This window comes from Streptomyces longispororuber, assembly GCF_024448165.1.
GTDB classification, from domain to species: domain Bacteria; phylum Actinomycetota; class Actinomycetes; order Streptomycetales; family Streptomycetaceae; genus Streptomyces; species Streptomyces longispororuber_A.
Genome location: NZ_JAMOLN010000012.1, coordinates 62034 through 82955, shown reverse-complemented (window position 1 = coordinate 82955; position 20922 = coordinate 62034). Strand labels below are relative to the sequence as shown.

Genomic DNA, 20922 nt, shown 5'->3' with positions numbered 1-20922 from the left:
TTCTCGGACCTGCTCGGCCGCACGCAACGCGGGAACGACCGATGAGTTCCGACTCCCGCGGAGGTCACCCCTTGTACGACAGCCGGCACCTTGACGTGCCCGTACCTGAGGGAGCCCCATGGCCAAGCTCATCTACTCGATGATCACGTCGCTCGACGGGTACGCCAAGGCGGCGGAGGGGGACCTCGGCAGCGGGGCGGGCGACGACCCGGAGGTGCACACCTACGTCAACGACCTCTTCCGCCCCGTCGGCACCTATCTCTACGGCCGGCGGATGTACGAGACGATGCTGTACTGGGAGACCGCGCACGCCCTGCCGGGTCAGCCGCCGCACATCATTCAGTACGCCCGCGACTGGCAGGCGGCAGAGAAGGTCGTGTACTCGACGACGCTGGAATCGGTGTCCAGCGAGAGGACCAGGATCGAGCGCACCTTCGACCCGGACGTGGTGCGCAAGCTGAAGGCAGAGTCCGATGCCGACCTCACCGTCGACGGCCCGAACCTCGCGGCCCAGGCGATCGGGGCGGGCCTGGTGGACGAGTACCACCTGTTCATTACCTCGACCGTGGTAGGCGGCGGCACGCGGTTCTTCCCCGACGGGGTGCGCCTCGACCTCGAACTGGTCGAGGAGCGGGCCTTCGACAGCGGCCTGATCCACGCGCACTACCGGACCAGGTCGTAGCCCTCGCGTAGCTGCGCGACGGACGCGGGAGGAAAATGGACACACGGAGCCGGTCGGCCGCAGGCTGCGTGGTTCCGCCGACCTGGCCTCGAGTCGTCGAGCCATGAAAGGAGGTGCGACGACATGTCGCAGTTCATGGACGTCCACCACGGGATGAAGGGCCTCACGGCCGATCAGTTGATGAAGGCGCACCAGGCCGACCTCGCCATCGAGAAGGACGAAGGCGTCCATTTCGAGAAGGCGTGGGCGGACCCGCAGTCCGGCACGGTCTACTGCCTGTCCGAGGCTCCCTCGGCGGAAGCGGTCCAGCGCATCCACGAACGGGCCGGTCACAAGGCCGACGAGATCCACCCGGTGCCCTTGACCGCCTGATCACGGGGCGGGGCCACGCCCTGGTCGTAGTCGAGGTCGGGCCGGGCCAGGTAGTGGTCGAGGTAGGCGGTCAGCAGGGCCGCATCGTCCGCGGTTCCGAAGGTGGCCAGGACCATGCAGTAGGAGTTGCCCGCGCAACAGACCTCGGGCCGGGCAGCTGAACGAGGGCGGCGTCCGCAGCGGCGTCGCCCTCGCCTCTCGTCGCGGCTTCGCTTGACCTTGACACAGTGACAAGGCCTTCACTGCAGTCAAGGAGGCGTTCTGATGACCATGCCCGAAGAGGCCACGAACACCATGCGAGCCCTGAAGGGCCTGGAGAACGGCAATCCGTCGGTCCGGCTGCAGGCCGCGCTCGCGGTCGGTACGGACCCGGACCCCGGATCCGTCGGCAGACTCATCGCGCGATGCGCGGTCGAGCCCGAGTTCTACGTGCGCGAAATGCTGACGTGGGCCCTCACCCGGCACGAGGCGTCGATGACGGTTCCGCTGCTCGTCGACGAGGTGCGGGCGGGGAGCGCGCAGGCGCGGAGTCAGGCGTTGCACACGCTGTCCAAGATCGGGGATCGGCAGGCGTGGCCGGTGATCACTCCGGCGCTGCTGGCCGACGCGGACGACGAGGTGGCCCGGAGCGCCTGGCGGGCGGCCGTCGTGCTCGTGCCTGAGGGGGAGCGGCACGCGTTGGCCGTACTGTTGGCGGCGCAGCTCGGACGTGGTGGGCGAGAGACGCAGTTGAGCCTCAGCCGGTCGTTGATCGCCCTCGGCGAGGTGATGGTGCCGGCACTCGGCGCCGCGACGACGGATCCGGATCCGCGCGTGCGCACGCATGCGGCCGCCACGGAGCGGCTGTGGCGGGACCCGGACGCCGGATTCGAGTTCGCCGTCGAGGAGGCGAAGCGCATCCATGCCCTGGGCGGGGCCGGCCGGAAGGAACCGTAGGCAATGTTGATCGGTGATGTCGCGCGGCGGTCCGGCGTCAGTGCCCGCATGCTCAGGCATTACGAGTCCCTCGGTCTGGTGCGGCCGACGGGCCGCACCGGCTCCGGCTATCGCGAGTACTCCGGCGAGGACATCCGGCGCATCTTCCACATCGAGAGCCTGCGATCGCTGGGGCTGTCGCTGCGCGACGTCGGCCGCGCCCTCGACGACCCCGGCTTCGCACCGGCGGAGCTCGTCGACGACCTCATCCGCCAGACGCGCGAACGCATCGCCGCGGAGACGGAGTTGCTCACGCGTTTGCGTCGCATCGGCGCTGCGGAACCTGCCGGTTGGGAGGACGTCCTGCAGAGCGTCGCGCTCCTTCAGGACTTGAGGTCCGAGAGCGCGGGAACGCGGCAGCGCGCCGCGCTCTCCGCCGTCGAGGACGCTCCCGTGCCGGTGGAGGCGTTGGTCGACGCCGTGCTGAGCGAGCCGGACCCGATCGTGGCCGGAGCCCTGCGCTGGGCGCTGGCCCACTCGGACGCGGACGGACTGAGCCTGCTCGCGGCGGGCCTCCGCTCGTCCGCGGCCGAGGTGCGGAAACGGGCCGTCCAGTCCATCGCCGAGATTCCGGGCGACGAGGCGACCGAGCTGCTGCGGGGCGCCCTCACGAGCTCCGACAGTGCGGTGGGCAGGTGTGCGGCTCTGGCCCTCGGGGCGCGTGGAGTCGCCGACGCGGTACCGACGCTCATCGGCGTGATCGTCGAGGAGGGGAACGGCGCGGCCGACGTCGACGCGGCCGATGCGCTGGGCGCCTTGGCGAGTGATGCCGCGGTGGCGGACCAGATCGCCACGGGACTTATCGACCGCCTGGCGACCGGCACCCTGGGAGCGCCCGCACGCCGGCGGCTGACGCAGGCGCTCGCCGACATCCCGGGAACCGCTGCCTCAAGTGCCTTGGGGGATCTGGTGCATGACGAGGATCGGGCCGTTGCGTTGACGGCGACGTACGTTCTCGAACTGCGCAAGGGAACGTAGCGAGCGCGGGGGAGAGTGATGGCTGACGGGGTCCGCCGGTGCGGAGCACCGTGAGGCCCCGCGGTGTCACAACGGGTCTCCGAGCGGCCCGTACTGCTCTTCCAGGGCGTCGGCCCAATGGGCGTCCCAGTCGGGTTGTGTGCCGTCGGCGTCGGTGAACCCGTACTCCTTGTACAGGCCCCAAGTGGCCAGCGCCTGCCCGGTCTTGGCCATGATGTCGGGGTCGGCGGCCAGTGCGGCGACCGCCCTTCCCAGGTAGGTGGGGGTTTCGGAGCTGGCGAAGTCGGGGTCCTTGGCCGCGCCGTCCCGCCAGTTGGCTTCCGTGACGCCGAAGCCCTCCAGCATGGCCTCCGAGCGCAGGAAGCCGGGTGTGATCGCCACGGCCGCGACGCCGTGCGGCTTCAGTTCCGCGGCCTGGGCGACGGCGAGTCGGATCACCGCGGACTTGGCGAGGTCGTAGAAGAACGAGCCGCGGTAGCGGGCGGTGTTGCCGTCGGTGACCTCCACGACCAGGCCGGTGCCGCGGGCGACCATCAGCGGAAGCGCGAAACGGCTGGTGACCACGTGGGTCTCGACCGCCTGGCGCAGCAACCGCAGTCCGGTGTCCAGATCCTGCTCCCACACCGGATGTTCCCAGTCGGTCAACGGGTCCCCGCCCCATACGGAGTTGACCAGGATGTCGAGCCGACCGTTCTGCTCGGTCGCGATCCGGTCGACCAGGGCGCGGACCTCGTCGGGGCGGCTGTGGTCGGTGCGGACCGGGATGCCGAGGCCGCCGGCGGCCGTGATCTTCTCGGCGGTCTCCTCGATGGTTTCGGGGCGGTTCAGGTCCGAGCGCCCGGCGGTGCTGCTGCGGCCGGTGACGTACACCGTCGCGCCGACGGCTCCGAGTTCGACGGCGATGCCCCGCCCGCCGCCCCGGGTGCCCCCGGCGACGAGGGCCACCTTTCCGGTGAGTGGCTGTGCGTCGTTCCCCTCGGTAATCCGGTCGGTGTTCCCCTCGGTCCTCATGACTCCTCCAGGTCGTGGCGGTGGCTGTGGCTGGGCGGGAGGTGCGGGGACAGCACGTTGTCCAGCTCTTGGCGGATCCGCTGTTCGAGGGTGCCTCGGCGATCGAGCGCCCACAGCAGGCCCGCACCCGAGGTGATCGCCTGCACGGACCTGGCCAGGGCCGCCGTGTCCGTCCCGGCGCGGAGTTCGCCCGAGAGCAGGGACTCGGCGAGCAGCTTCTCGATGGCTTGGGTCTGGTTCTCGTGCATGGCCAGGGCGTGCTGGCGGAACTGTGGATCGGTGAGGTCGATGCACAGGAACGCCAGGTGGTTGGCGTAGGTCTCGGGTGTGGTCATCGACGCCATCGGTTCCACCATCAGCGCCTGGAGCGCCTGAATTGCCGATCCATGCCTCTCCCGTACGCGCCCGGGCAGCGCCTCGGCGTTCTTCGCGGACTGTTCCGCCAGTGCGAGGAGCAGCCCGCGCTTGGACCCGAACCGCTGAACGAGTGTGCCGGGCACCAGTCCCACCTCGCGCGCCACGACGGCCAGCGTCAGTCCCATGGGGCCGACCCGGCCGATCACGTCCGCCGCCGCCCGCAAGATCACTGCATCGTCGACTCCCCGGGGGCGTCCCGCCACGATGACTCCCGTCCATTAATAAATGCCTGTTCATTCATTAAAGAGGTCGGGCGGACCGATGGCAACCCGCTGTCAGCAGGGCTGCCGAGACCGGCTGGAGGGCGCGTGATGCGGGTGGGTCACGCCGATGCGGGGGAGGGTGCGGGGGTGTGGGGCAGTAGTTGGCTCATGCCCGCGAGTGCGGGCGCCTCGACCCGGTAGTAGACCCAGGTGCCACGCCGCTCGGAGGTGAGCAGGCCGGCCTCCTTGAGCTTCTTCAGGTGGTGGGAGACCGTCGGCTGGGACACTCCGACGTCGGAGATGTCGCACACGCACGCCTCCCCACCCTCGTGCGACGCGATGAGCGTGAACAGGCGCAGTCGCACCGGGTCGCCGAGCGCCTTGAACATGCGGGCGGCGGTCTCGGCCTCGTCCGCGGTGAACGGGCGCTCCGTCAAGGGCGGGCAGCACGGTTCGACGCTCTGTCGGCCGGTCGACTCGATGAGGGGCAGCGCCTTCGTCTTCGACATGCATCTATGTTGACACACGTCGATACAGGCGGCCCGGGCCGCTGTGGCGGCTGGGCCGGTTGCGTGGGTCGGGCTCGGATCGGGCGGGTTGATTCGATGAACGTCTATGTTGACGTTCGTCGATTCAGGGTGCCATGCTGGCTCCACCAGATATCGACAGTCGTCGAAACAAGCGAGGAGTCGCCGTGAACGCACCTGCCCCCTCCGACCTGCCCGTCGTCGTGATCGGGGCCGGCCCCATCGGCCTGGCCGCCGCGGCCCACCTCGTAGAGCAGGGCATCGAGCCGCTCGTCCTGGAGACCGGCCCCCAGGCCGCCGCAGCGGTGCGCGAGTGGTCCCACGTACGGCTCTTCTCCACCTGGGGCGAGGTCGTCGACCCGGTCGCCGAGAAGCTGCTCGCCCCGACCGGCTGGGTCCGCCCCGATGCCGCCACCTACCCCTCCGGCGGCGACTGGGTGAACGACTACCTCCAGCCGCTCGCCGACGCTCTTGGCGCCAAGGTCCGCACCGGCGCCACCGTCACGGGCGTATCGCGCTCCGGCCGCGACCGCATCGTCGACGCCGACCGGGAGGCCCAGCCCTTCGTCGTCCACGTGCGCTACGCCGACGCCCGCGAGGAGCGCCTGTTCGCCCGCGCCGTCATCGACGCCTCCGGCACCTGGACGACCCCGTCGCCGGCCGGCGGCAGCGGTCTGCCCGCGCTGGGCGAGCGCGCCGCCGCCGACCGCATCACCTACCGCGTGCCCGACCTCCAGGACCCTGCCGTCCGAGCCCGATACGCGGGCAAACGCACCGCGGTGATCGGCTCCGGCGCCTCCGCCTTCACCGCTCTCGCCTACCTGGCCGACCTCGCGAAGGCCGACGACGGCGCGGACACCAAAGGTCTGTGGGTCCTGCGGCGAGGCATCTCCGGATCCACCTTCGGCGGCGGCGAAGCCGACCAGCTCCCGGCCCGCGGCGCCCTCGGCCTCGCGGCGAAGGCCGCGGTCGACGACGGGCACGCGGATGCCGTCACCGGCTTCCGCACCGAGGCCGTCGAACGCGACACCGACGGTCGCCTGGTCCTGATCGCCGAGGACGGCCGACGCCTCGATCCGGTGGACGAGATCATCGTGCTCACCGGTTTCCGCCCCGACCTGTCGTTCCTCTCCGAGATCCGACTCGACCTCGACGAGCGCCTGGAAGCACCGGTCGAGCTCGCCCCGCTGATCGACCCCAACCAGCACTCCTGCGGCACCGTCTACCCACACGGCCACCGCGAACTGTCCCACCCCGAGCGGGACGTCTATCTGGTCGGCATGAAGTCCTACGGCCGTGCGCCCACCTTCCTCGCGATGACCGGCTACGAGCAGGTCCGCTCGGTCGTCGCGGCGCTCGCCGGTGACACCGAGGCCGCCGACCGAGTCGAACTGACCCTCCCCGAGACCGGAGTCTGCGGAGGCGCGGGCCTCTTCGACACTCCCGACGCGGAACAGGACGCGGCGGGTGGCTGCTGCGCGCCCGTACCGGCCCTCATCCAGATCGGAACTCCCGCCACCGCTGAGCGCGGTGAGTCCCCTTCGGCGGGCTGCTGCTGAACGGGCCGTCGATGCGGGCCGGTGCACGATCCCCGCGATCGACTTTCCGACTTGCCGACATGTCGAGAGTGTGGGGGCCATGACGCTGTTCGTCGTGCCGGGACAGCCGATCCATGCTTCGGTGGACACCATGGTCAGCCAGAACGACACCCCCGCCGTCACCGTCCAGGTCGAGGACGACCCCGCCGCCAACCGCTGGGTGGCGCGCGTGACCGGGTCGGGCGAGATCGCGGGCATCGCCCAGTACGTGCGCACCGACGGACTCGTCACCTTCGTGCACACCGAGGTCGATCCGGCCTACGAAGGCCGCGGGGTCGGATCGAGTCTCGTACGGGCGTCGTTGGACGCCGTCCGTGAGCAGGGCGTCTCGGTGCTGCCGATCTGCCCCTTCTACCAGCGGTGGATGGACACCCACTCCGACTACCAGGACCTCGACTACCGCAGGCACTGACCGACTACGACGGGGTCGGGCCAGGCCGGTCGCGGAGCTGGCGCCGCACACCGATCTCGTTACCTCCGGCGGGGACCGGTGTGCTCTTCACCCGGCTAGATCACACCGACGGTCAATGGCCAGGGCACCGCTGACGTCCAGTCGACCACGGGCATGGACTCGTCGCAGTGGGGAGCGAACTTCGTTCGCTGCGGAGCAGCGGAACTTCGTGGTGCATCGCGTGCGTGACGGTTCTACGAACGGACCTCCCACTCGATGCAGGACCTGCCTGAAGAGTGCTCGAAGGTGACAGGCCAGTAGTACGTGAAGGGGGTGCCCGTCTCCAGAGCGTCCGTCACGGCGCGGACGAACTCGGTCAGGCTCGAACCCCAGAGGGTGCCGTCCAGATCCCCGGAGCCTATGCCCATCTCGTACACGTGCCCGTACGTGGCGCCGGGCCGATGGTCGACGAATGCGACACCGCCGTCATTGGGCTGCGCGAAAGGCACGCAGAGGTGCAGATGACCGGCCAGGTCTTCCTCGTCCCACAGATCGGCGTCGGCGTTGTCCTCGCCGACGTCGACGAGAATCTCGTGCATCGACGCGATCTCCGCCGTCGAACTGAGCCGATGTCCCAGCGGCAGAATGTTCCCGGCCGGAAAGACTCCCGTGTCGGATCCGCTGTTCCACTCGGGCTCGACGACACCGTTCCGTCGCTCCAGTAGTCTCCTGAGCTCGGGATGAAGGGCGAATCCCAACTTCCCCTCCAGGTCCGCGATCTCAGCAGTCGTCGCCGGAGCGCGCAGTGCGGCGTGATCCGCCGGAGACCGGGCGGCCAACCACGACTCGAACCGCTCCCACGCCTGGTCGAACGCAACAAGATCCATCGATGTCATGGGCCGACCATAGACGGCGCCTCTGACAAGACGGCTCTGACAAGACGGCTCTGACAAGGCGCCTCTGGCAAGGCGGCTCCGGAGCCTCGCGGCCTGGCGACGACACGAACTACGTCCCTTCGAAGTTCTAGCCAGGATCGATGCGATCGTGGTGCGTCACCCCGAGGCGGGGGCTGACGTAGCGCGGTGCGTCGAGGAACAGTGCGCCGGCCAGCAGGGCGGGGCTGCCACGGGGAACGAGACCTTGTTCCCGCAGAGCGATGTCGAACGCCTCAAGTTCCGCACGACCTGCGGGGCTTGAGGCGCCACCCGCCTCCAGGACCGCACGGGCGCCGGCCTGAACGCGGCGCAGTCCGTGCGGTCCCGCTGCGTACAACAGGCCCGTGTCCTGCACGGTGGACATGATGGTCAGCAGGGCGTCGAGGCGCGCCTCCGGCTCCGCGGTGCCCGAGTCGCGGGCAACGTGCAAGGCGTCCAACGCCCGCCGCACGTGTGGGAATCCAGCTCGCGCCTCACCGCGTGCCCCGGCTGCTCCGTACCGTGCCGTGACCGTCGATCCCTGCGACGGTCTGCGCGGGGCCTTCCGGTCGGGATGCGCGGCCAGGGCCTTCGCGGAGGCCAGGGGGTCCCCGGGATCGAGCGCCGTCCCGGCTACGAGCAAGCCGAGCACCCACAGGGCGCCGCGGTGCGCGCCACCCGCCTGCCGCGCGGCGCGTTCGGTACTGCGGCCGATCGCGCCGAGCTCCTCGCGCAGGCCGGGCGAGGCCGCGCCGGTGCGCTGCGCTGCGGCGGCGATCGCGGCGAGGCCGGGGGTGAGGGCGCGTGCGGACCAGCGCAGGGCGCCGAGTTCGGCAGGTCCCGGCGCGGCTGGCTGCCCCGCCAGGTCGAGCCGGGCCGTGAGCGCAGTGACGGCGGCGTCGGCGAGCGCCCGGATCCGCTCGCTCAACTCCTCAGGAAGACGAGACACTTGACCCGGCCGAGGCGCTCGACGCGTCGCTCGACGCGTCGGTCGGGGCGCCGCTCGGAGGCGTCCCGGTCGGGGCACCGCTCGGCGGGGTGCCGCCCCCGCCGCTTCCGGCGCCCGTGTTCTCGGCGTCCGGGTCGATGCCGAGGGTGATGTACCCCTTGTAGCCCTTGGCCGGGCTCGCCTTGTGCACCGGTTCGAGGGTCAGGAGCCCGCCGGAGGCGCCCCCGCCCTCGTAGACCATGTCGTCGTCGAGCTTGGTCCAGGTGCCGGAGTGCTGTGCGTACGGCTCGATCTCGAAGATGTCCGCGACCACGTCGTCGTCGAAGAAGAACTGGCCGGTGTAGTTGACCGTGCCGCCCTCGTACGTGCCGTCCTCCTTCTGCCCGCCGGTGTGCACCTTGACGTGGATGTGGCAGGCACGCGGGGTGTACCAACCGGGCACGATCGTCTTGAACTTGACGACCCCGTTCGCATTGGCCACCTGGTAGCCGCGCAGGTACGTCTTGTCGTTCGCGTCGCTCCCGTCCTCCGACTCGGCCGGAGCGGAGCCGCCCGGGTTGGCGGTCGTGTAGCCGGAGTAGTAGCCCCAGGCGTCGCAGTGCCAGATCTCGACGGCGGCACCAGCGACGGGCGCGCACGAATCGGTCGTGTCCTGGACGGTGATGCGCAGCGTCAGCGGGACGCCGTCCTTGCCCTCGGTGATGTCCTTCCGGACGAGCGCGCCGTCCAGGTAGTACGGGCCTTCGGTGACGCTGGACATGAGCACGCACTGGCCGCTGCTGCTGCTCGCACCGGCTGACGCGGAGGCGGACCCGGTGGCCTCGGCGGTGGCGGTCCCGTCGGCGAACGCGGCCTGGTACCCGGCGAGCGCGAGCCCTCCGGCGCCGAGCGCCCCACCGGTGAGGGCCACCGCGCGACGGCGGGTGATGGACCTGTTCTTGTGGCTTCCAGTCATGATCGGGACGGTAGGAGCGGCAGCCGTCAGGAGTGTGGGTGTGGCCTGTGGAGAACCTGAGATCCGCGACAACTATCTGGCCGACGTTAGTGTCAACAATCCCCCATCGGCCGGCCGTAGACGCCCGGCCGTAGACGCCCAGCCGATCACCGCGCTGTGTCAGTGCTCTGCGGCATGATGACCGGCATGGAAACCGAGATACTCGTAGACGTCTGGCGGCGGATTCTTGTCGATCCTCGCAAGTCGTGGGTGCTGTTCGAGCACGGCACGTGTGTCGTGCTGCCCGAACCGGACGGCGAGCTGGCTGAGCAGGCCGCGGAGATCCTGAAGGAGTTCGGGCCCGCGCATGCCGGCTCTTCGGCCGGGGACTTCGGGGTGATCGACGTCAAGGGCGCCGAGGGATGGGTGGTCACCGGGCACCACAACGACGTCCTCACCTATGTCGGTCCAGATGAGCCTCACGAGCAGTCGCAGATCGTCGTCGGGCTGTGCGGACGGTCCAAGCGGGATCAGGACGGTACCGAACTGCACGTCGTCCACGTCGAGGACAAGCGAGACTGAGTCAGTCGCACGCGGGGACCCTCGCTGTTGGTGACCGGAGAGATGAGTGCCCTGATGACCGCCCTGATGACCGCCTTCCGGTGTCGTAGCTGCTGCCGCGCGGTCACCCCGACGCTCCTTGAGCGGCCTCTCCCGGACTACGGAGTGGACGAGGGGTGGTTCCGGCCCGAGGCGTCACCCGAGGACGCGAACGGGCACTGTGCTGACCCCATCGTGCGGATGCATCCGGGGACCTTCGCGGTCGACCCCGATCCGTCCGGCCCGCCCTACGTACTGGATGAGCAGTCCGGCCTCCTGGTGGAGGCAGGTCCGAACGGCACCATCGTCCTCAACCCCGGTGACGGGCTCGGCCTGGAGGAACACCCCGACGTCGCGATGCGGCGTGGCTACTGCTGCGGCATGGACGGTGAGTGGGGACCCAACCTGGCGTGTGCCTGCGGCGCGATCGTCGCCACCCTCTACTCGGACTGCTATCAGGTCCAAGAGCTGAGGCTGCAGCCGGATGCCGTCGAACGTCGCGCATGAGGTCTGAGCGGTCCCCTTCCGGCATGCCTGTCAGTGGATGGGGCGCCAGTGCGGCAGCGCATCGTCCAGCAGCGGGCAGGCGGGGTCGTCCCAGATCAGGCAGCCCCACACCAAGCCGGGCACGTCAGAGCCCATCGCATGCGCGGGTCCTTCGGTGAGTGTGCGGTACACGGCCTCCAGGTAGGCGGCGATCGACGGATGACTGGGCTTGTCGCAGGCCAGGTCGTCCGGCAGCGACCAGGAACCGACACCGTCCGGGCCCGCGTAGGTACCGGACTCGGGACCCGCCTCGTCGCAGGTCAGCCACGGAACCACCGCTGCGCCCCACATGTCGCGGCGACCGGTCTCGGGCAGCCGCAGCTCGAGCGCCTCCCTCGGCCCGAACAGGATCCCGCCCGGCAGGAACGCCCCCGATCCGACCTCGCCCTCCTCTTCGTTGGCCTCGATGTACTGGTGCTCCACACCACCGCACAGCCGCCACAGCGCGGCCGGCTCCGGCGGCAGGCCGAACCCCAGGTGCTGCCGGAGCGCCGCGTCGGCGTTCGCCATCTCGGATTCCGGCGCGGGCGGGAGGAGCGAGGCGTACGAGACGGGGGCGTGCTCGGAGAGCCACGCGGTCAGAGCGCGCCAAGCCGCTGCGACGCGCTCGGCTTCGACACCATGGTGGGATTGAGGGGGCATTCGCCCACGCTACAAGGCCAGTTGACGTCGCGGCGGGCGGCCCCTTCAGGGAATCACCCACCCACGGCGGGGGTAGGTCCGGCGTCGGTACCGGGGCGCTCTGGAGCTGCGGGGCGACAGCACCACCTCCACAGATCACAGACCACAGACCACAGATCGGTCAATCCGCACATCCCTCCGCCCTGTTGCCCCGTCAAATCGCAGCGCGAGGCCACTACCCTGGCCCACACTTTTCGGAGACGGGAAGAATGTCGATGCCGGGGGTGGAGAGGCCATGGCGGACAAGTTGAGGATCTTGCTGGTCGACGACCACGAGGACACTCTGTTGGCCCTGGAGGCCGCGCTTGTGCCGTTGGGGCATCCCGTGGAACGTGCCACCGGCGGTGCCCATGCGCTCAAGGCGGCTCTGAAGGGTGGTGTCGGCCTGGTCGTCATGGACGTGCGCATGCCGCTGCTCAGTGGGATGGAAGTCGCCCGCTACCTCCGACGGCTCGATCAGACCTGCCACATCCCGATCATTCTGGTGACGGGGATGCGGTTGGACGACGCCCTCACGGCCGAGGCGCTGGAGGTCGGCGTCGCCGACATCATCAGCAAGCCCATCGACCTCAACGCCCTGCGGGTCAAAGCCGGTTACATGATGCGGCTCGGCGCGGAGCGAGCGACGGCTCCGCGATCGGTGACGACGTCCGGTGTGCCGTAAGGCTGTGACGTGCCAGCGGCGCCTGCGCAGCCCGCTAATCCTTCTGCAGGGCGCGGGTGGCGCCCGCGATGACGGCCGTCGTCAGCACCCAGCCGAAGGCGATCAGCAGGTGGGCCAGCCACTGGAGGCTGCCGTTCGACCAGTACCAGGCCGTGCGCTGTCCCAGGCCGCCGATGGGGATCAGGAGGTCGAGTGTGTAGACGAGGGGCTGGAACGGGGCGCCTTCACCTTCCTTGACCGGGGTGGGCGGCTGGGTGCGGAAGGCCAGGTTGCCCAGCAGGGTCAACGCGAGAAGCCAGATGCCGGCCAGCCAGGGCCGGTAGCCGTAGCCGACGGTCATGTCGAGTACGTGGCCCCACACCTGCGCCGCTGGGCGCAGTGTGCGACGGCGGTGACGTTGTTTGGCCAGGAGCACCCGGCGGGCATCGTCGTCGTGGCCGGTGGTCCGGTACCAGCTCGCCAACTGCTCGTACGGCTGAGGACTGTATCCGGGGCTGCGCCGTATCCAGCCCACGCGGTATGCCACGGACTGCCGACGCCTCCTCACCTCCCTCCGTTCGCCCGCCTCGGTGGCTTCGACGGCTTCGAGGGTTTCGACGGAGCCGTACACGAAGCCGTCCAACTCCACCGTCTCCGGCCAGCTGTGCTCGTTGTCGCGGAGGCGGGACACCTGTGCGCCCCGCAGATCCACCGTGCCGGACGGTGATTGGGCACAGGTGACGTCGAAGTCGGTCACCTGCATCAGGGGGCCGGCCAGGGCCGTGCCGTCACCGCCGGGGGCCGCGTTCAGGACTGCTCCTGCGAAGGTCAGGGTGTCCGAGACCCGAGCGCCTCGCAGTCTCACCGTCCCGTCCGAGGTGAAGCCATCGGAGAGGTTGAGCGTCGACGCCACGACGTTGTCCAGGGCCAAGGCCACTCCGCGCGGACCGGGGCGTCCCAGCGGTACGGGGCTCTCCACATGCGCGCGCTGCATGAACAGGCCTCCCGGCAACTGCGCCCCCAGCAGACGTATCCCGCCACGGGCGGTGAACCCGTGCATGCAGAAGATGCCGCCTCCCATGTCCAGGCCGTCCGCGATCACTGCCCAGCCCTTGGCGACGCACACTCGTGTGCCGTTCAGCACCAGCTCTCCCGCCACCGAGGCGTTGAGAAGGTTCAGGCATCCCTCCACACGGGACCGCGACAGATCGAGGTGTCCCTCGACACGCGCCAGACCGGCGTCCAGACCCGGCAGCCGGCTGTCCATGATGCGGATGGTCCGGGTCGACGCCCCTTGGAGCGTCGGAGCTTCCTCGAACCAGCACTCCTCGATCCGGAGAGCCTGACCGAGCTCCAGATCCGAGAGGTCCAGGTGGCCGCTGATCCGCGCGCCGGCCAGTCTCAGACCTGGGGCGGCACCCGGCCGCGGGGCGTTCCCACCCGAGAGCAGCACCGCGATCACAGTGGCCCGAACGGTTCGCTCGGGACCCCACTGACCTCCCTCGGTGACCCGGTCTTCCCCGGGCGTGCCCGTGCGCAAGTCCACGTGGCGCCCCTCGGGGAACGCGTCCCACAGCTCGCGCTCCGGGGGAGTCAACTCGTCGTATGAGAGCACTCGTTCAGACTAGCGATCTTCCTCAGCGCCCGCCCCGCCCCGCCTGACCCCACCGCGCTCCGATCCCTGCGAGGCGTCGTTGTCAGTGGCGCCGTGCATGATCGGCTCGTCAGTTCTTCGCGGAGAGGGGAAGTGCCATGCTGATCACCAACCCACAGGTGGCGGGTCACGCGTTCCTGCGGTCGATGTACGAAGCTCGTACTTCCCGGATCACCTCGTCGGAAAGGGAAGGGTGATCCTTCTGGGTGGGATCGAGACGGTCGCGCGTGAGTGGATATGCGAGGAGTTCTGTTTCGTCGCGTCGGCGTACGGGTTCACGGACGCCGACGCGGAGGAGCTGACGGCCGTCCGGGACTGGTGAGGCCCCATGCGACATCAGGACCCTCCCAGCTGACTCCTGCGTCCGGTACGGCACCGCTCGCGGACCCGGTCCACTCCAGGTGAACGGGCGGTGCCTGGCCATCCAGAACGACGGCGACCCGGGCGAGTCCGCGGGGATCAACCTGCGCAACTGCGCCGAAGTGGCCTGCCAGCGTTGGGAGGTGCCGGTTCCGCCCGCCTGATGGCGCAACAGGAGGGCCGTCGTGCTGTGCGCCGGATCGCGGCACGTACGACGGCCCCTCCGGCATCCCGTCCCGTCAGTTCCGGGCCGCTCCGGACTCTCCGTTGCCGCGCCGCAGGGCACGTACGAGCAGCCAGCCGAGCAGGCCCAGCGCGCCGGCCACGACCGCCGGCTTCGCCGCGCGTCGGGCCAGGACGGGGAGGACCGCGGCGCCCAGGTCCACGGCCTCCGGTTCCGCTGCCGCGGCACCGGAGGCCGTGGTGGTGCCCGTCGCCTCGGGGCCGGCTGCCAGGTAGGCCGCCAGGTTCCTGGCGAACTGCTGGACCAGGCGGTCCGCGACCTCGACGAGGATGCCGCGGCCGAACTGGGCCGGGCGTCCGGTCAGATCGAGATCGGTGCGCACGGTGATGCGGGTGCCGGTGGTGGTGCCGGCGCCGTCCTCGCTGAGGTGCGCGGTGACCTTCGCGGCGGCGGTTCCCGCGCCCCGGGTCTCGCTGCCGGTGAGGTCGAGAGTGATCGTCCGGCCGGGCTCGTCGCGGGTGATGGTGCCCTCGCCGCGGTAACTCATCTGCACAGCACCGACCTTGACCTTGACCCGCCCGGCGAAGGTGTCGCCGTCCGCGGAGTCGAGGACCGCGCCGGGCATGCAGGGGGCGACGGCGGCGATGTCCTGGAAGGCCTGCCACGCGTCGGTGGGCGGGACGGGGACGGTGAAGCTGTTCTCGAGTTGCATGGGGTTCTCCGTGCGTCGGGGCGTGTCAGTTGTCGCGCAGCAGCGCGCGTACGCGGTCGGGCGTGAGGGGGCCGCGCCGGACCACCACTCCGTACGGCAGGAGGGCGTCCTCCACGGCATTGGAGACGGCGGCCTGCGGGGCGATCGCGCCGCCCTCGCCGAGGCCCTTCACGCCCAGGGCGTTGAGGGTGCTCTCGGTGACGACCTCGGAGATCTCCAGGTCGGGGATCTCCTCGGAGGTGGGGACGAGATAGTCCATGTACGTGGTGGTGACGGGCTGGCCGTCGGGGCCGTAGCGCATCTCCTCGTACAGGGCGCCCGCGATGCCCTGGGCGATGCCGCCGGTTACCTGGCCGTGGGCGATGACCGGGTTGACGATGCGGCCCGCGTCGTGGGCGACGGCGTACTTCTCGATCGCCACGTGTCCGGTCTCGGTGTCCACGTCGACGATCACGCCGCTGGCGCCACTGGCGAAGGTGAAGCCGGGCGGGCGGAAGTATCCCGTCTCGCTCAACTCGTAGCCTGCGAAGAGCAGTTCGGGGAGGGTCAGGCGGCGGCCGGTGGCCGGGTGGGTGATCGCGCCGTCGTCGAGGAGGAGGTCGGCGGCCGGTACGGCGAGGTGGTCGGCGGCGGCCGCCAGGATGCGTGCGCGCAGTCGGCCGCCCGCTATGTGGGTGGCGTTGCCCGCGGTGACCAGCGCTCGGGAGGCGATGGTGCCGACGCCGTGCGGGACGGTGTCGGTGTCGCCGCCCTCGATGTCGATCAGCTCGAAGGGGAAGCCGATCGCATCCGCGGCGATCTGCGCCATGCTCGTGGCGTGGCCCTGCCCCTGCGAGGGTGCGCCGAGCGAGACGCGGACGCGTCCGTCGGGGCGGACGGCGGCGCGTGCGGACTCGAAGGGGCCGAGCCCGGTCGCCTCCAGGTAGACGGCGAAGCCGACGCCCACCCGGTGCGCGGAGCCTGCGGCCGCGAGTTCGGCCTGGCGGGCGCGGACGGCCGGTACGTCGACCATCTCCCTGACCCGGCGCAGGAGTTCGGGGAAGTCGCCGGAGTCGTACTCCTGCGGGTTGCCGGAACGGTCCAACAGGCCCGTGCGGTAGGGGAGTTCGTCCGGGGTGATGAGGTTGCGGGCGCGCAGCTCGGCCGGTTCCAGGTCGAGCGCGCGGGCGAGCCGGTCCAGGGCCCGCTCCATCGCGAACACCGCCTCGGGGCGGCCCGCACCCCGGTAAGGGGAGGTGGGCGCGGTGTTGGTGAGGGCGGCGCGGGTGCGGATGTCGGCGTTGGGGATCCGGTAGGGACCCATCAGGTGGACGATCGAGTTGTAGGGGACGACGAGTCCCGTCATGGTCGTGGCGCCGAAGTTGACGACGAACTCGTCGCGCAGGCCGAGCAGTCTGCCGTCCGCGTCGGCGGCGAGGGAGATCCGGTGGACCTGCTCGCGGGCGTGGGATGCGGCGACGAGGTTCTCGTTGCGGTCCTCGCGCCACAGGACGGGCACGCCGAGATCCCGGGCGGCGACGGGGATCAGTACGTCCTCGACGTAGATGATGCCCTTCTGCCCGAACCCGCCGCCGACGTCGGCGGCGATCACGTGCACGGCGAGCGGCGGCACGTCGAGGGCCTCGGCGATGTGGTCGCGCACCCGGTGCGGCGTCTGGGTGTTGGACCACACCGTCATGCGTCCGTCGTACGCGCCGGGCGCGGCCTGGACCGCGCGGGTCTCCATCGGCGACGCGACGTAGCGGTGGGCGTGGAACTCCTCCTCGATCACCACCGCCGCCTCGGCGAACGCCGCGTCCGTGTCGCCGACTCGGGCCTCGGCGCGCAGGGCGAGGTTGTCGCCCCAGCTCTCCTCGATCAGCGGGGCGCCGGGGGCGAGCGCCTCGTCGGGGTCGATGACGACGGGCAGCGGCGCGTAGTCGACCTCGATCAGTTCGATGGCGTCCTCGGCCAGGTAGCGGCTCTCGGCGACGACCATGGCGATGGGCTGGCCGACGAAGTGGACCTTCCCGGAGGCGAGCAGAGGGTAGGGGAGGCGGCGCACGAGCGGATCGATGGCCTGCTCGAGGCCCTCGGGGACGCGCAGTTCGGCCTCGTTGACGACCGGCGGCAGCCGGTCGGTCTCGGCGGCGGTGTACACGGCGCGCACGCCGGGCAGGGCGCGGGCGGCTGCCGCGTCGATGCGGGTGATCCGGGCGTGGGCCTGCGGGCTGCGCAGGAACGCCACTTCGAGGGTGCCGGGCAGCCGGATGTCGTCGACGTAGCGGCCGCCGCCGCGGAGCAGGCGTTCGTCCTCGACGCGGAGCCGGCCGCGGCCGATCCAGGCGCCGTCGGTGCGCGGCTCGGTGCCGGGCTCCGCATGGGGCTGGGTGCCGGTCTTCGTACGGGACTCGGTGCCGGCTCCAGTACGGGACTCGGCGCCGGTCTCCGAAAGCGTGTCGGTGCCCGTGTCGGTGCTCAACTCGTCTCCTCCTGCTGCCCGTAACGCTCGTCGAGGGCCTGCCGCACGGCGGCGCGGATGTTCTGGTAGCCGGTGCAGCGGCACAGGTGGCCGCTGAGTTCGTCGGCGACCGTGTCGTCGTCGGGCCGGCACGCGCGCTCGGTGAGGGCGGTGCACGTCATGACGTAGCCGGGGGTGCAGAAGCCGCACTGCATTCCGTGCTGTTCGTGGAAGGCGCGCTGCACGGGGGTGAGCGGCCGGCCGTCCTGTGTCAGTCCTTCGACCGTGCGCAGTTCGGCGCCGGCCGCCTGGACGGCGAGGGTGAGGCAGGTGCGTACGGGGGCGTCGTCGAGCAGGACGGTGCAGGCGCCGCAGACGCCGTGCTCGCACCCGGTGTGGGTGCCGGTCAGTCCGAGGCGGGTGCGCAGGAAATCGCTGAGCAGCAGGCGGGACTCGACCTGTGCGGTGACGGGCTCGCCGTTGACGGTGAGGCTGATCGTGTGCCAGGCGGTGGGCTCGGACAGCGGTGGCAGGCCGGGGGCGGTCGGGGTGCTCATGCGGTGCGCTCCCATGCTTCGGCGAGGGCCCGGCGCAGCAGGACCTCGGCTCCTTCCCGGCGCCATTCGGCACCGGCGTGGACGTCCCCTTGCGGGTCGAGGGCGGCGCGGGTCGCCGCCACGGTGGCCTCGGCGTCGAAACCGCTGCCGATCAGTGCCTGCTCCGCGGCCGGCACCCGGACGGGCGTGGAGCCGACGCCGAAGAACACGATGCGGGCCGCGCCGACGCGCTCGCCGGTGCGGCGCAGGAGCACGGCGACGCCGACTCCGGCGAAGTCGCCCCGGCGGTGGATGAGTTCCTGGAACGCCCAGCCGGTTCCGGCGGGCTGCGGCGGGACGACGACCTCGGTGACGATCTCGTCGGGTTCCACGTCGGTGGCGAAGGTGGAGAGGAAGAAGTCCGCGGCCTCGACGGTGCGCGTGCCGCCGGGTCCGGCGACCGTGAAGCGGGCGTCGAGGGCGAGGGCGGCGGCCGGGAGTTCGGCGGCCGGGTCGTGGTGGACGAGGCTGCCGCAGACGGTGCCGCGGTTGCGGATCTGCGGGTGCCCGATCTGCGTGATCGCGGTGGTGAGCAGGGGCCAGCCCTCGCGTACGACGGGGTCGTCGGCGACCGCCGTCTGACGCACGGAGGCCCCTATGCGCAGTGCGCCGTCGTCGCCCACGGCCAGCCGCCCGAGTTCGGGGATCCGCGTGATGTCGACCAGCAGTTCCGGGCGGGCCAGGCGCATGTTGAGCATCGGTATCAGCGACTGGCCACCGGCCAGCACTTTGGTGTCCCGCTCGGTGCCGGACAGCAGCTGCAGCGCCTCGTGCAGCGTGTCCGGAACGGCGTAGTCGAAGGGGCCCGGTTTCACATCGCACCACCTGGTCACGTGGCCCCTACCGCTCGGAAGCGTCTAAGGGCTAAAATATAAGGAGACTTAGATAGGAGACGCCGGAGCGGGCGGACCTGTCAACCCTCGATCCGTACGAGGCGGTACGGAGACAACAAGGAGGCGGCCGTGCGGGACATCCTGGACCGGCTTCTCGACTGGCAGCGCCACGGTGTCGCGTGTGCCCTGGCGACGGTGGTGCGCACCAGCGGCTCCGCGCCCCGCCCGATCGGCACGTCGATGGCGGTCAGCGCCGACGGCGAGGTCCTCGGTTCGCTCTCCGGCGGCTGTGTGGAGGGCGCGGTGTACGAACTGGCCCGCGAGGCGATCGCCGAAGGCGTCACCCTGGGCGACGCGTACGGGATCGCCGACGGGGACGCCTTCGCCGCCGGACTCACCTGTGGCGGGGAGATCGAGGTGCAGGTGCGTCCGCTGGGAGCGGCCGAGTACGCGGTGCTGCGGGAGCTTGCCGCGCTGCGCGACGCGGGGCGCCCCGTCGCGCTCGCTGTGCCGGTCGGCGACGGTGCGAGTGCCGGTACCGAGAGGGACTGGTTCCTGGCCACGCCCGACCGGCTGCCCGGTGGCCCGGTCGGCGAGGCCGCCCGCAGGGCCCTGTCGGACGGCACCGCGCGGCCGGGTGCCGCCGACGGGAGCGATCCCGCCTGCACCGGCGCGTCAGCCGCGTACCTGGTCGTGCCGTTCGTGCCGCCGCCCCGGCTGCTCGTCTACGGGGCCACCGACTTCGCGGGTGCGCTGTCCCGGATCGGGCGCTTCCTCGGCTACCGGGTCACGGTGTGCGACGCCCGACCCGTCTTCACCACCGCCGAACGCTTCCCCGACGCGGACGAGGTGGTGGTGCAGTGGCCGCACCGGCACCTGGAGTCGATCCGCGGCGAGCTGGACGCGCGCACCGCGGTCTGCGTCCTGACCCACGACCCGAAGTTCGACGTCCCTCTCCTGGTGCGGGCGTTGCGCTCACCCGTCGGGTACGTCGGAGCGATGGGCAGCCGGCGCACCCACGCCGACCGCCTGGAACGGCTGCGGGAGGCCGGGCTGAGCATGCTCGAACTGGCCGCGCTGCACTCGCCGATCGGGCTTGACCTGGCCGGCAGCAGCCCCGAGGAGACCGCCCTGTCGATCGCCGCCGAGATCGTCGCCGCACGACGCGGCGGCAGCGGTGCACCGCTCGGCGCTCTCTCGGCACCGATCCATGCCGCCGCTTTCGAGGCCTCCGCAGTGGCTACAGCCGTTCCAGCAGGCTCCTGAGCTGGGCGACCTCGGCCTCGCTGAGGGGCGCGAAGACCTCCTTGAGCTTCGCCCGCACCGGCTCCTCGCACCGCTGGACCAGCGCTGTGCCGCGGCTGCTCAGGCGATGACGGTAGAGCCGCCCCATGCCGTCGGCGCGGTCCACGAGTCCGGTCTCCACCAGGGTGCGCAGGGTCGCCCCCACGGACTGGTCGGTCTGCGCGGTGCGGACCGCCACCGCGTGGGCGGAGGCGTCGGGGAGTTCGGCGACCGCGAGCAGCACCACGTACTGCGACATGGACAGGCCGAACGGAGTGAGCGCGGCGTCGATCTCGCGGTGCTTGCGCTGGTGCACCTGCCGCAGCAGGACACCCGCCCGCCAGGCGTCACCGACGCCCACATCACTGTCATGCATGAAGGAAGCCTAACGAGCGGATCGTGTCGGTCGAAGGGGCCCCGCACCGCACCCGCGGGTGC

The 20922-nt window shown here is 70.8% G+C and carries 24 protein-coding genes and 1 pseudogene; 11 read left to right on the top strand and 14 right to left on the bottom strand.

Annotated features, from left to right (window positions below; translation table 11 throughout):
- Nucleotides 1-118: 118 nt before the first annotated feature.
- Nucleotides 119-682, top strand: a complete 564-nt coding sequence (locus tag M4J07_RS05805) for a dihydrofolate reductase family protein (RefSeq protein ID WP_255967917.1) — start codon at nt 119-121, stop codon at nt 680-682.
- A 123-nt stretch (nt 683-805) separates the two neighbouring features.
- Nucleotides 806-1054, top strand: a complete 249-nt coding sequence (locus M4J07_RS05800; RefSeq protein ID WP_255967914.1) for an SCO4226 family nickel-binding protein — start codon at nt 806-808, stop codon at nt 1052-1054.
- On the opposite strand, the pseudogene M4J07_RS05795 reads toward M4J07_RS05800, so the two are convergent.
- Nucleotides 1012-1188: pseudogene (locus tag M4J07_RS05795) on the bottom strand (DUF6000 family protein); the annotation flags it as partial. The gene M4J07_RS05800 and the pseudogene M4J07_RS05795 sit on opposite strands and share 43 nt — an antisense overlap.
- Nucleotides 1189-1318: 130 nt before the next feature.
- Here M4J07_RS05795 and M4J07_RS05790 point away from each other — a divergent pair.
- Both M4J07_RS05790 and M4J07_RS05785 read left to right on the top strand, forming a co-directional pair.
- Complete coding sequence (locus M4J07_RS05790) at nt 1319-1990, top strand: HEAT repeat domain-containing protein (RefSeq protein ID WP_255967912.1); 672 nt, start codon at nt 1319-1321, stop codon at nt 1988-1990.
- Nucleotides 1991-1993: 3 nt separating this feature from the next.
- Nucleotides 1994-3007, top strand: a complete 1014-nt coding sequence (locus M4J07_RS05785; protein ID WP_255967911.1) for a MerR family transcriptional regulator — start codon at nt 1994-1996, stop codon at nt 3005-3007.
- 66 nt (nt 3008-3073) lie between these two features.
- On the opposite strand, the gene M4J07_RS05780 is transcribed toward M4J07_RS05785, so the two are convergent.
- The 3 genes from M4J07_RS05780 to M4J07_RS05770 form a co-directional block, all read right to left on the bottom strand.
- Nucleotides 3074-4018 (bottom strand): SDR family oxidoreductase, encoded by a 945-nt coding sequence (locus tag M4J07_RS05780; protein WP_255967910.1) that lies wholly within the window; start codon nt 4016-4018, stop codon nt 3074-3076.
- A complete protein-coding gene (locus tag M4J07_RS05775; protein ID WP_255967907.1) occupies nt 4015-4605 on the bottom strand; it encodes a TetR/AcrR family transcriptional regulator in 591 nt (196 codons plus the stop codon). The genes M4J07_RS05780 and M4J07_RS05775 overlap by 4 nt, the downstream gene beginning before the upstream one ends.
- A 152-nt stretch (nt 4606-4757) precedes the next feature.
- Nucleotides 4758-5147 (bottom strand): ArsR/SmtB family transcription factor, encoded by a 390-nt coding sequence (locus tag M4J07_RS05770; RefSeq protein ID WP_255967899.1) that lies wholly within the window; start codon nt 5145-5147, stop codon nt 4758-4760.
- A gap of 185 nt (nt 5148-5332) precedes the next feature.
- On the opposite strand from M4J07_RS05770, the gene M4J07_RS05765 reads away from it, so the two are divergent.
- Together M4J07_RS05765 and M4J07_RS05760 are read left to right on the top strand one after the other, a co-directional pair.
- A complete protein-coding gene (locus tag M4J07_RS05765) occupies nt 5333-6724 on the top strand; it encodes an NAD(P)-binding domain-containing protein (protein WP_255967897.1) in 1392 nt (463 codons plus the stop codon).
- 130 nt (nt 6725-6854) lie between these two features.
- Complete coding sequence (locus tag M4J07_RS05760; protein WP_255967932.1) at nt 6855-7175, top strand: GNAT family N-acetyltransferase; 321 nt, start codon at nt 6855-6857, stop codon at nt 7173-7175.
- A gap of 233 nt (nt 7176-7408) precedes the next feature.
- Here M4J07_RS05760 and M4J07_RS05755 read toward each other — a convergent pair whose 3' ends face one another.
- From M4J07_RS05755 to M4J07_RS05745, 3 genes are all read right to left on the bottom strand, one after another.
- A complete protein-coding gene (locus M4J07_RS05755; protein WP_255967895.1) occupies nt 7409-8050 on the bottom strand; it encodes an SMI1/KNR4 family protein in 642 nt (213 codons plus the stop codon).
- A gap of 127 nt (nt 8051-8177) precedes the next feature.
- Nucleotides 8178-8996 (bottom strand): triphosphoribosyl-dephospho-CoA synthase, encoded by an 819-nt coding sequence (locus M4J07_RS05750; protein WP_255967893.1) that lies wholly within the window; start codon nt 8994-8996, stop codon nt 8178-8180.
- Between the two features lie 4 nt (nt 8997-9000).
- Nucleotides 9001-9972, bottom strand: a complete 972-nt coding sequence (locus M4J07_RS05745; RefSeq protein ID WP_255967891.1) for an intradiol ring-cleavage dioxygenase — start codon at nt 9970-9972, stop codon at nt 9001-9003.
- Between the two features lie 174 nt (nt 9973-10146).
- Here M4J07_RS05745 and M4J07_RS05740 point away from each other — a divergent pair, with 174 nt between their 5' ends.
- Nucleotides 10147-10533 carry a hypothetical protein gene (locus tag M4J07_RS05740; RefSeq protein WP_255967889.1) on the top strand — a complete coding sequence of 129 codons (387 nt, stop codon included), beginning with the start codon at nt 10147-10149 and terminating at the stop codon, nt 10531-10533.
- A 54-nt stretch (nt 10534-10587) separates the two neighbouring features.
- Nucleotides 10588-11058, top strand: coding sequence for a hypothetical protein (locus tag M4J07_RS05735; protein WP_255967887.1), 471 nt, complete (start codon nt 10588-10590; stop codon nt 11056-11058).
- Between the two features lie 30 nt (nt 11059-11088).
- On the opposite strand, the gene M4J07_RS05730 is transcribed toward M4J07_RS05735, so the two are convergent.
- Complete coding sequence (locus M4J07_RS05730; protein WP_255967885.1) at nt 11089-11739, bottom strand: hypothetical protein; 651 nt, start codon at nt 11737-11739, stop codon at nt 11089-11091.
- A gap of 274 nt (nt 11740-12013) precedes the next feature.
- On the opposite strand from M4J07_RS05730, the gene M4J07_RS05725 reads away from it, so the two are divergent.
- A complete protein-coding gene (locus tag M4J07_RS05725) occupies nt 12014-12442 on the top strand; it encodes a response regulator (protein WP_255967883.1) in 429 nt (142 codons plus the stop codon).
- A gap of 34 nt (nt 12443-12476) precedes the next feature.
- Here the strand turns inward: M4J07_RS05725 and M4J07_RS05720 are convergent, their stop codons facing one another.
- Nucleotides 12477-14036: an oxidoreductase gene (locus M4J07_RS05720; RefSeq protein ID WP_255967881.1), complete on the bottom strand. Its 1560-nt coding sequence runs from the start codon at nt 14034-14036 to the stop codon at nt 12477-12479.
- Nucleotides 14037-14268: 232 nt separating this feature from the next.
- On the opposite strand from M4J07_RS05720, the gene M4J07_RS48470 reads away from it, so the two are divergent.
- Nucleotides 14269-14397 carry a DUF5713 family protein gene (locus tag M4J07_RS48470; protein ID WP_374214999.1) on the top strand — a complete coding sequence of 43 codons (129 nt, stop codon included), beginning with the start codon at nt 14269-14271 and terminating at the stop codon, nt 14395-14397.
- Nucleotides 14398-14674: 277 nt separating this feature from the next.
- Here M4J07_RS48470 and M4J07_RS05710 read toward each other — a convergent pair whose 3' ends face one another.
- From M4J07_RS05710 to M4J07_RS05695, 4 genes are read right to left on the bottom strand one after another with little or no spacing between them, the layout of a single operon-like run.
- Complete coding sequence (locus M4J07_RS05710) at nt 14675-15331, bottom strand: SRPBCC family protein (protein ID WP_255967878.1); 657 nt, start codon at nt 15329-15331, stop codon at nt 14675-14677.
- 25 nt (nt 15332-15356) lie between these two features.
- Nucleotides 15357-17792, bottom strand: coding sequence for a xanthine dehydrogenase family protein molybdopterin-binding subunit (locus M4J07_RS05705; protein ID WP_255967876.1), 2436 nt, complete (start codon nt 17790-17792; stop codon nt 15357-15359).
- Nucleotides 17789-18328, bottom strand: a complete 540-nt coding sequence (locus M4J07_RS05700; protein WP_255967874.1) for a (2Fe-2S)-binding protein — start codon at nt 18326-18328, stop codon at nt 17789-17791. The genes M4J07_RS05705 and M4J07_RS05700 overlap by 4 nt, the downstream gene beginning before the upstream one ends.
- On the bottom strand, nt 18325-19182 hold the full coding sequence (locus M4J07_RS05695; protein WP_255967872.1) for an FAD binding domain-containing protein: 858 nt from the start codon (nt 19180-19182) through the stop codon (nt 18325-18327). Before M4J07_RS05695 ends, M4J07_RS05700 begins: the two co-directional genes overlap by 4 nt.
- A 147-nt stretch (nt 19183-19329) precedes the next feature.
- Between M4J07_RS05695 and M4J07_RS05690 the strand changes: the two genes are divergently transcribed.
- The gene (locus tag M4J07_RS05690; protein WP_255967870.1) at nt 19330-20466 is read left to right on the top strand and encodes an XdhC family protein; all 1137 of its coding nucleotides are present in this window, start codon (nt 19330-19332) and stop codon (nt 20464-20466) included.
- On the opposite strand, the gene M4J07_RS05685 is transcribed toward M4J07_RS05690, so the two are convergent.
- Nucleotides 20441-20860, bottom strand: coding sequence for a MarR family winged helix-turn-helix transcriptional regulator (locus M4J07_RS05685; RefSeq protein WP_255967868.1), 420 nt, complete (start codon nt 20858-20860; stop codon nt 20441-20443). The two genes, M4J07_RS05690 and M4J07_RS05685, sit on opposite strands and share 26 nt — an antisense overlap.
- Nucleotides 20861-20922 lie beyond the last annotated feature (62 nt).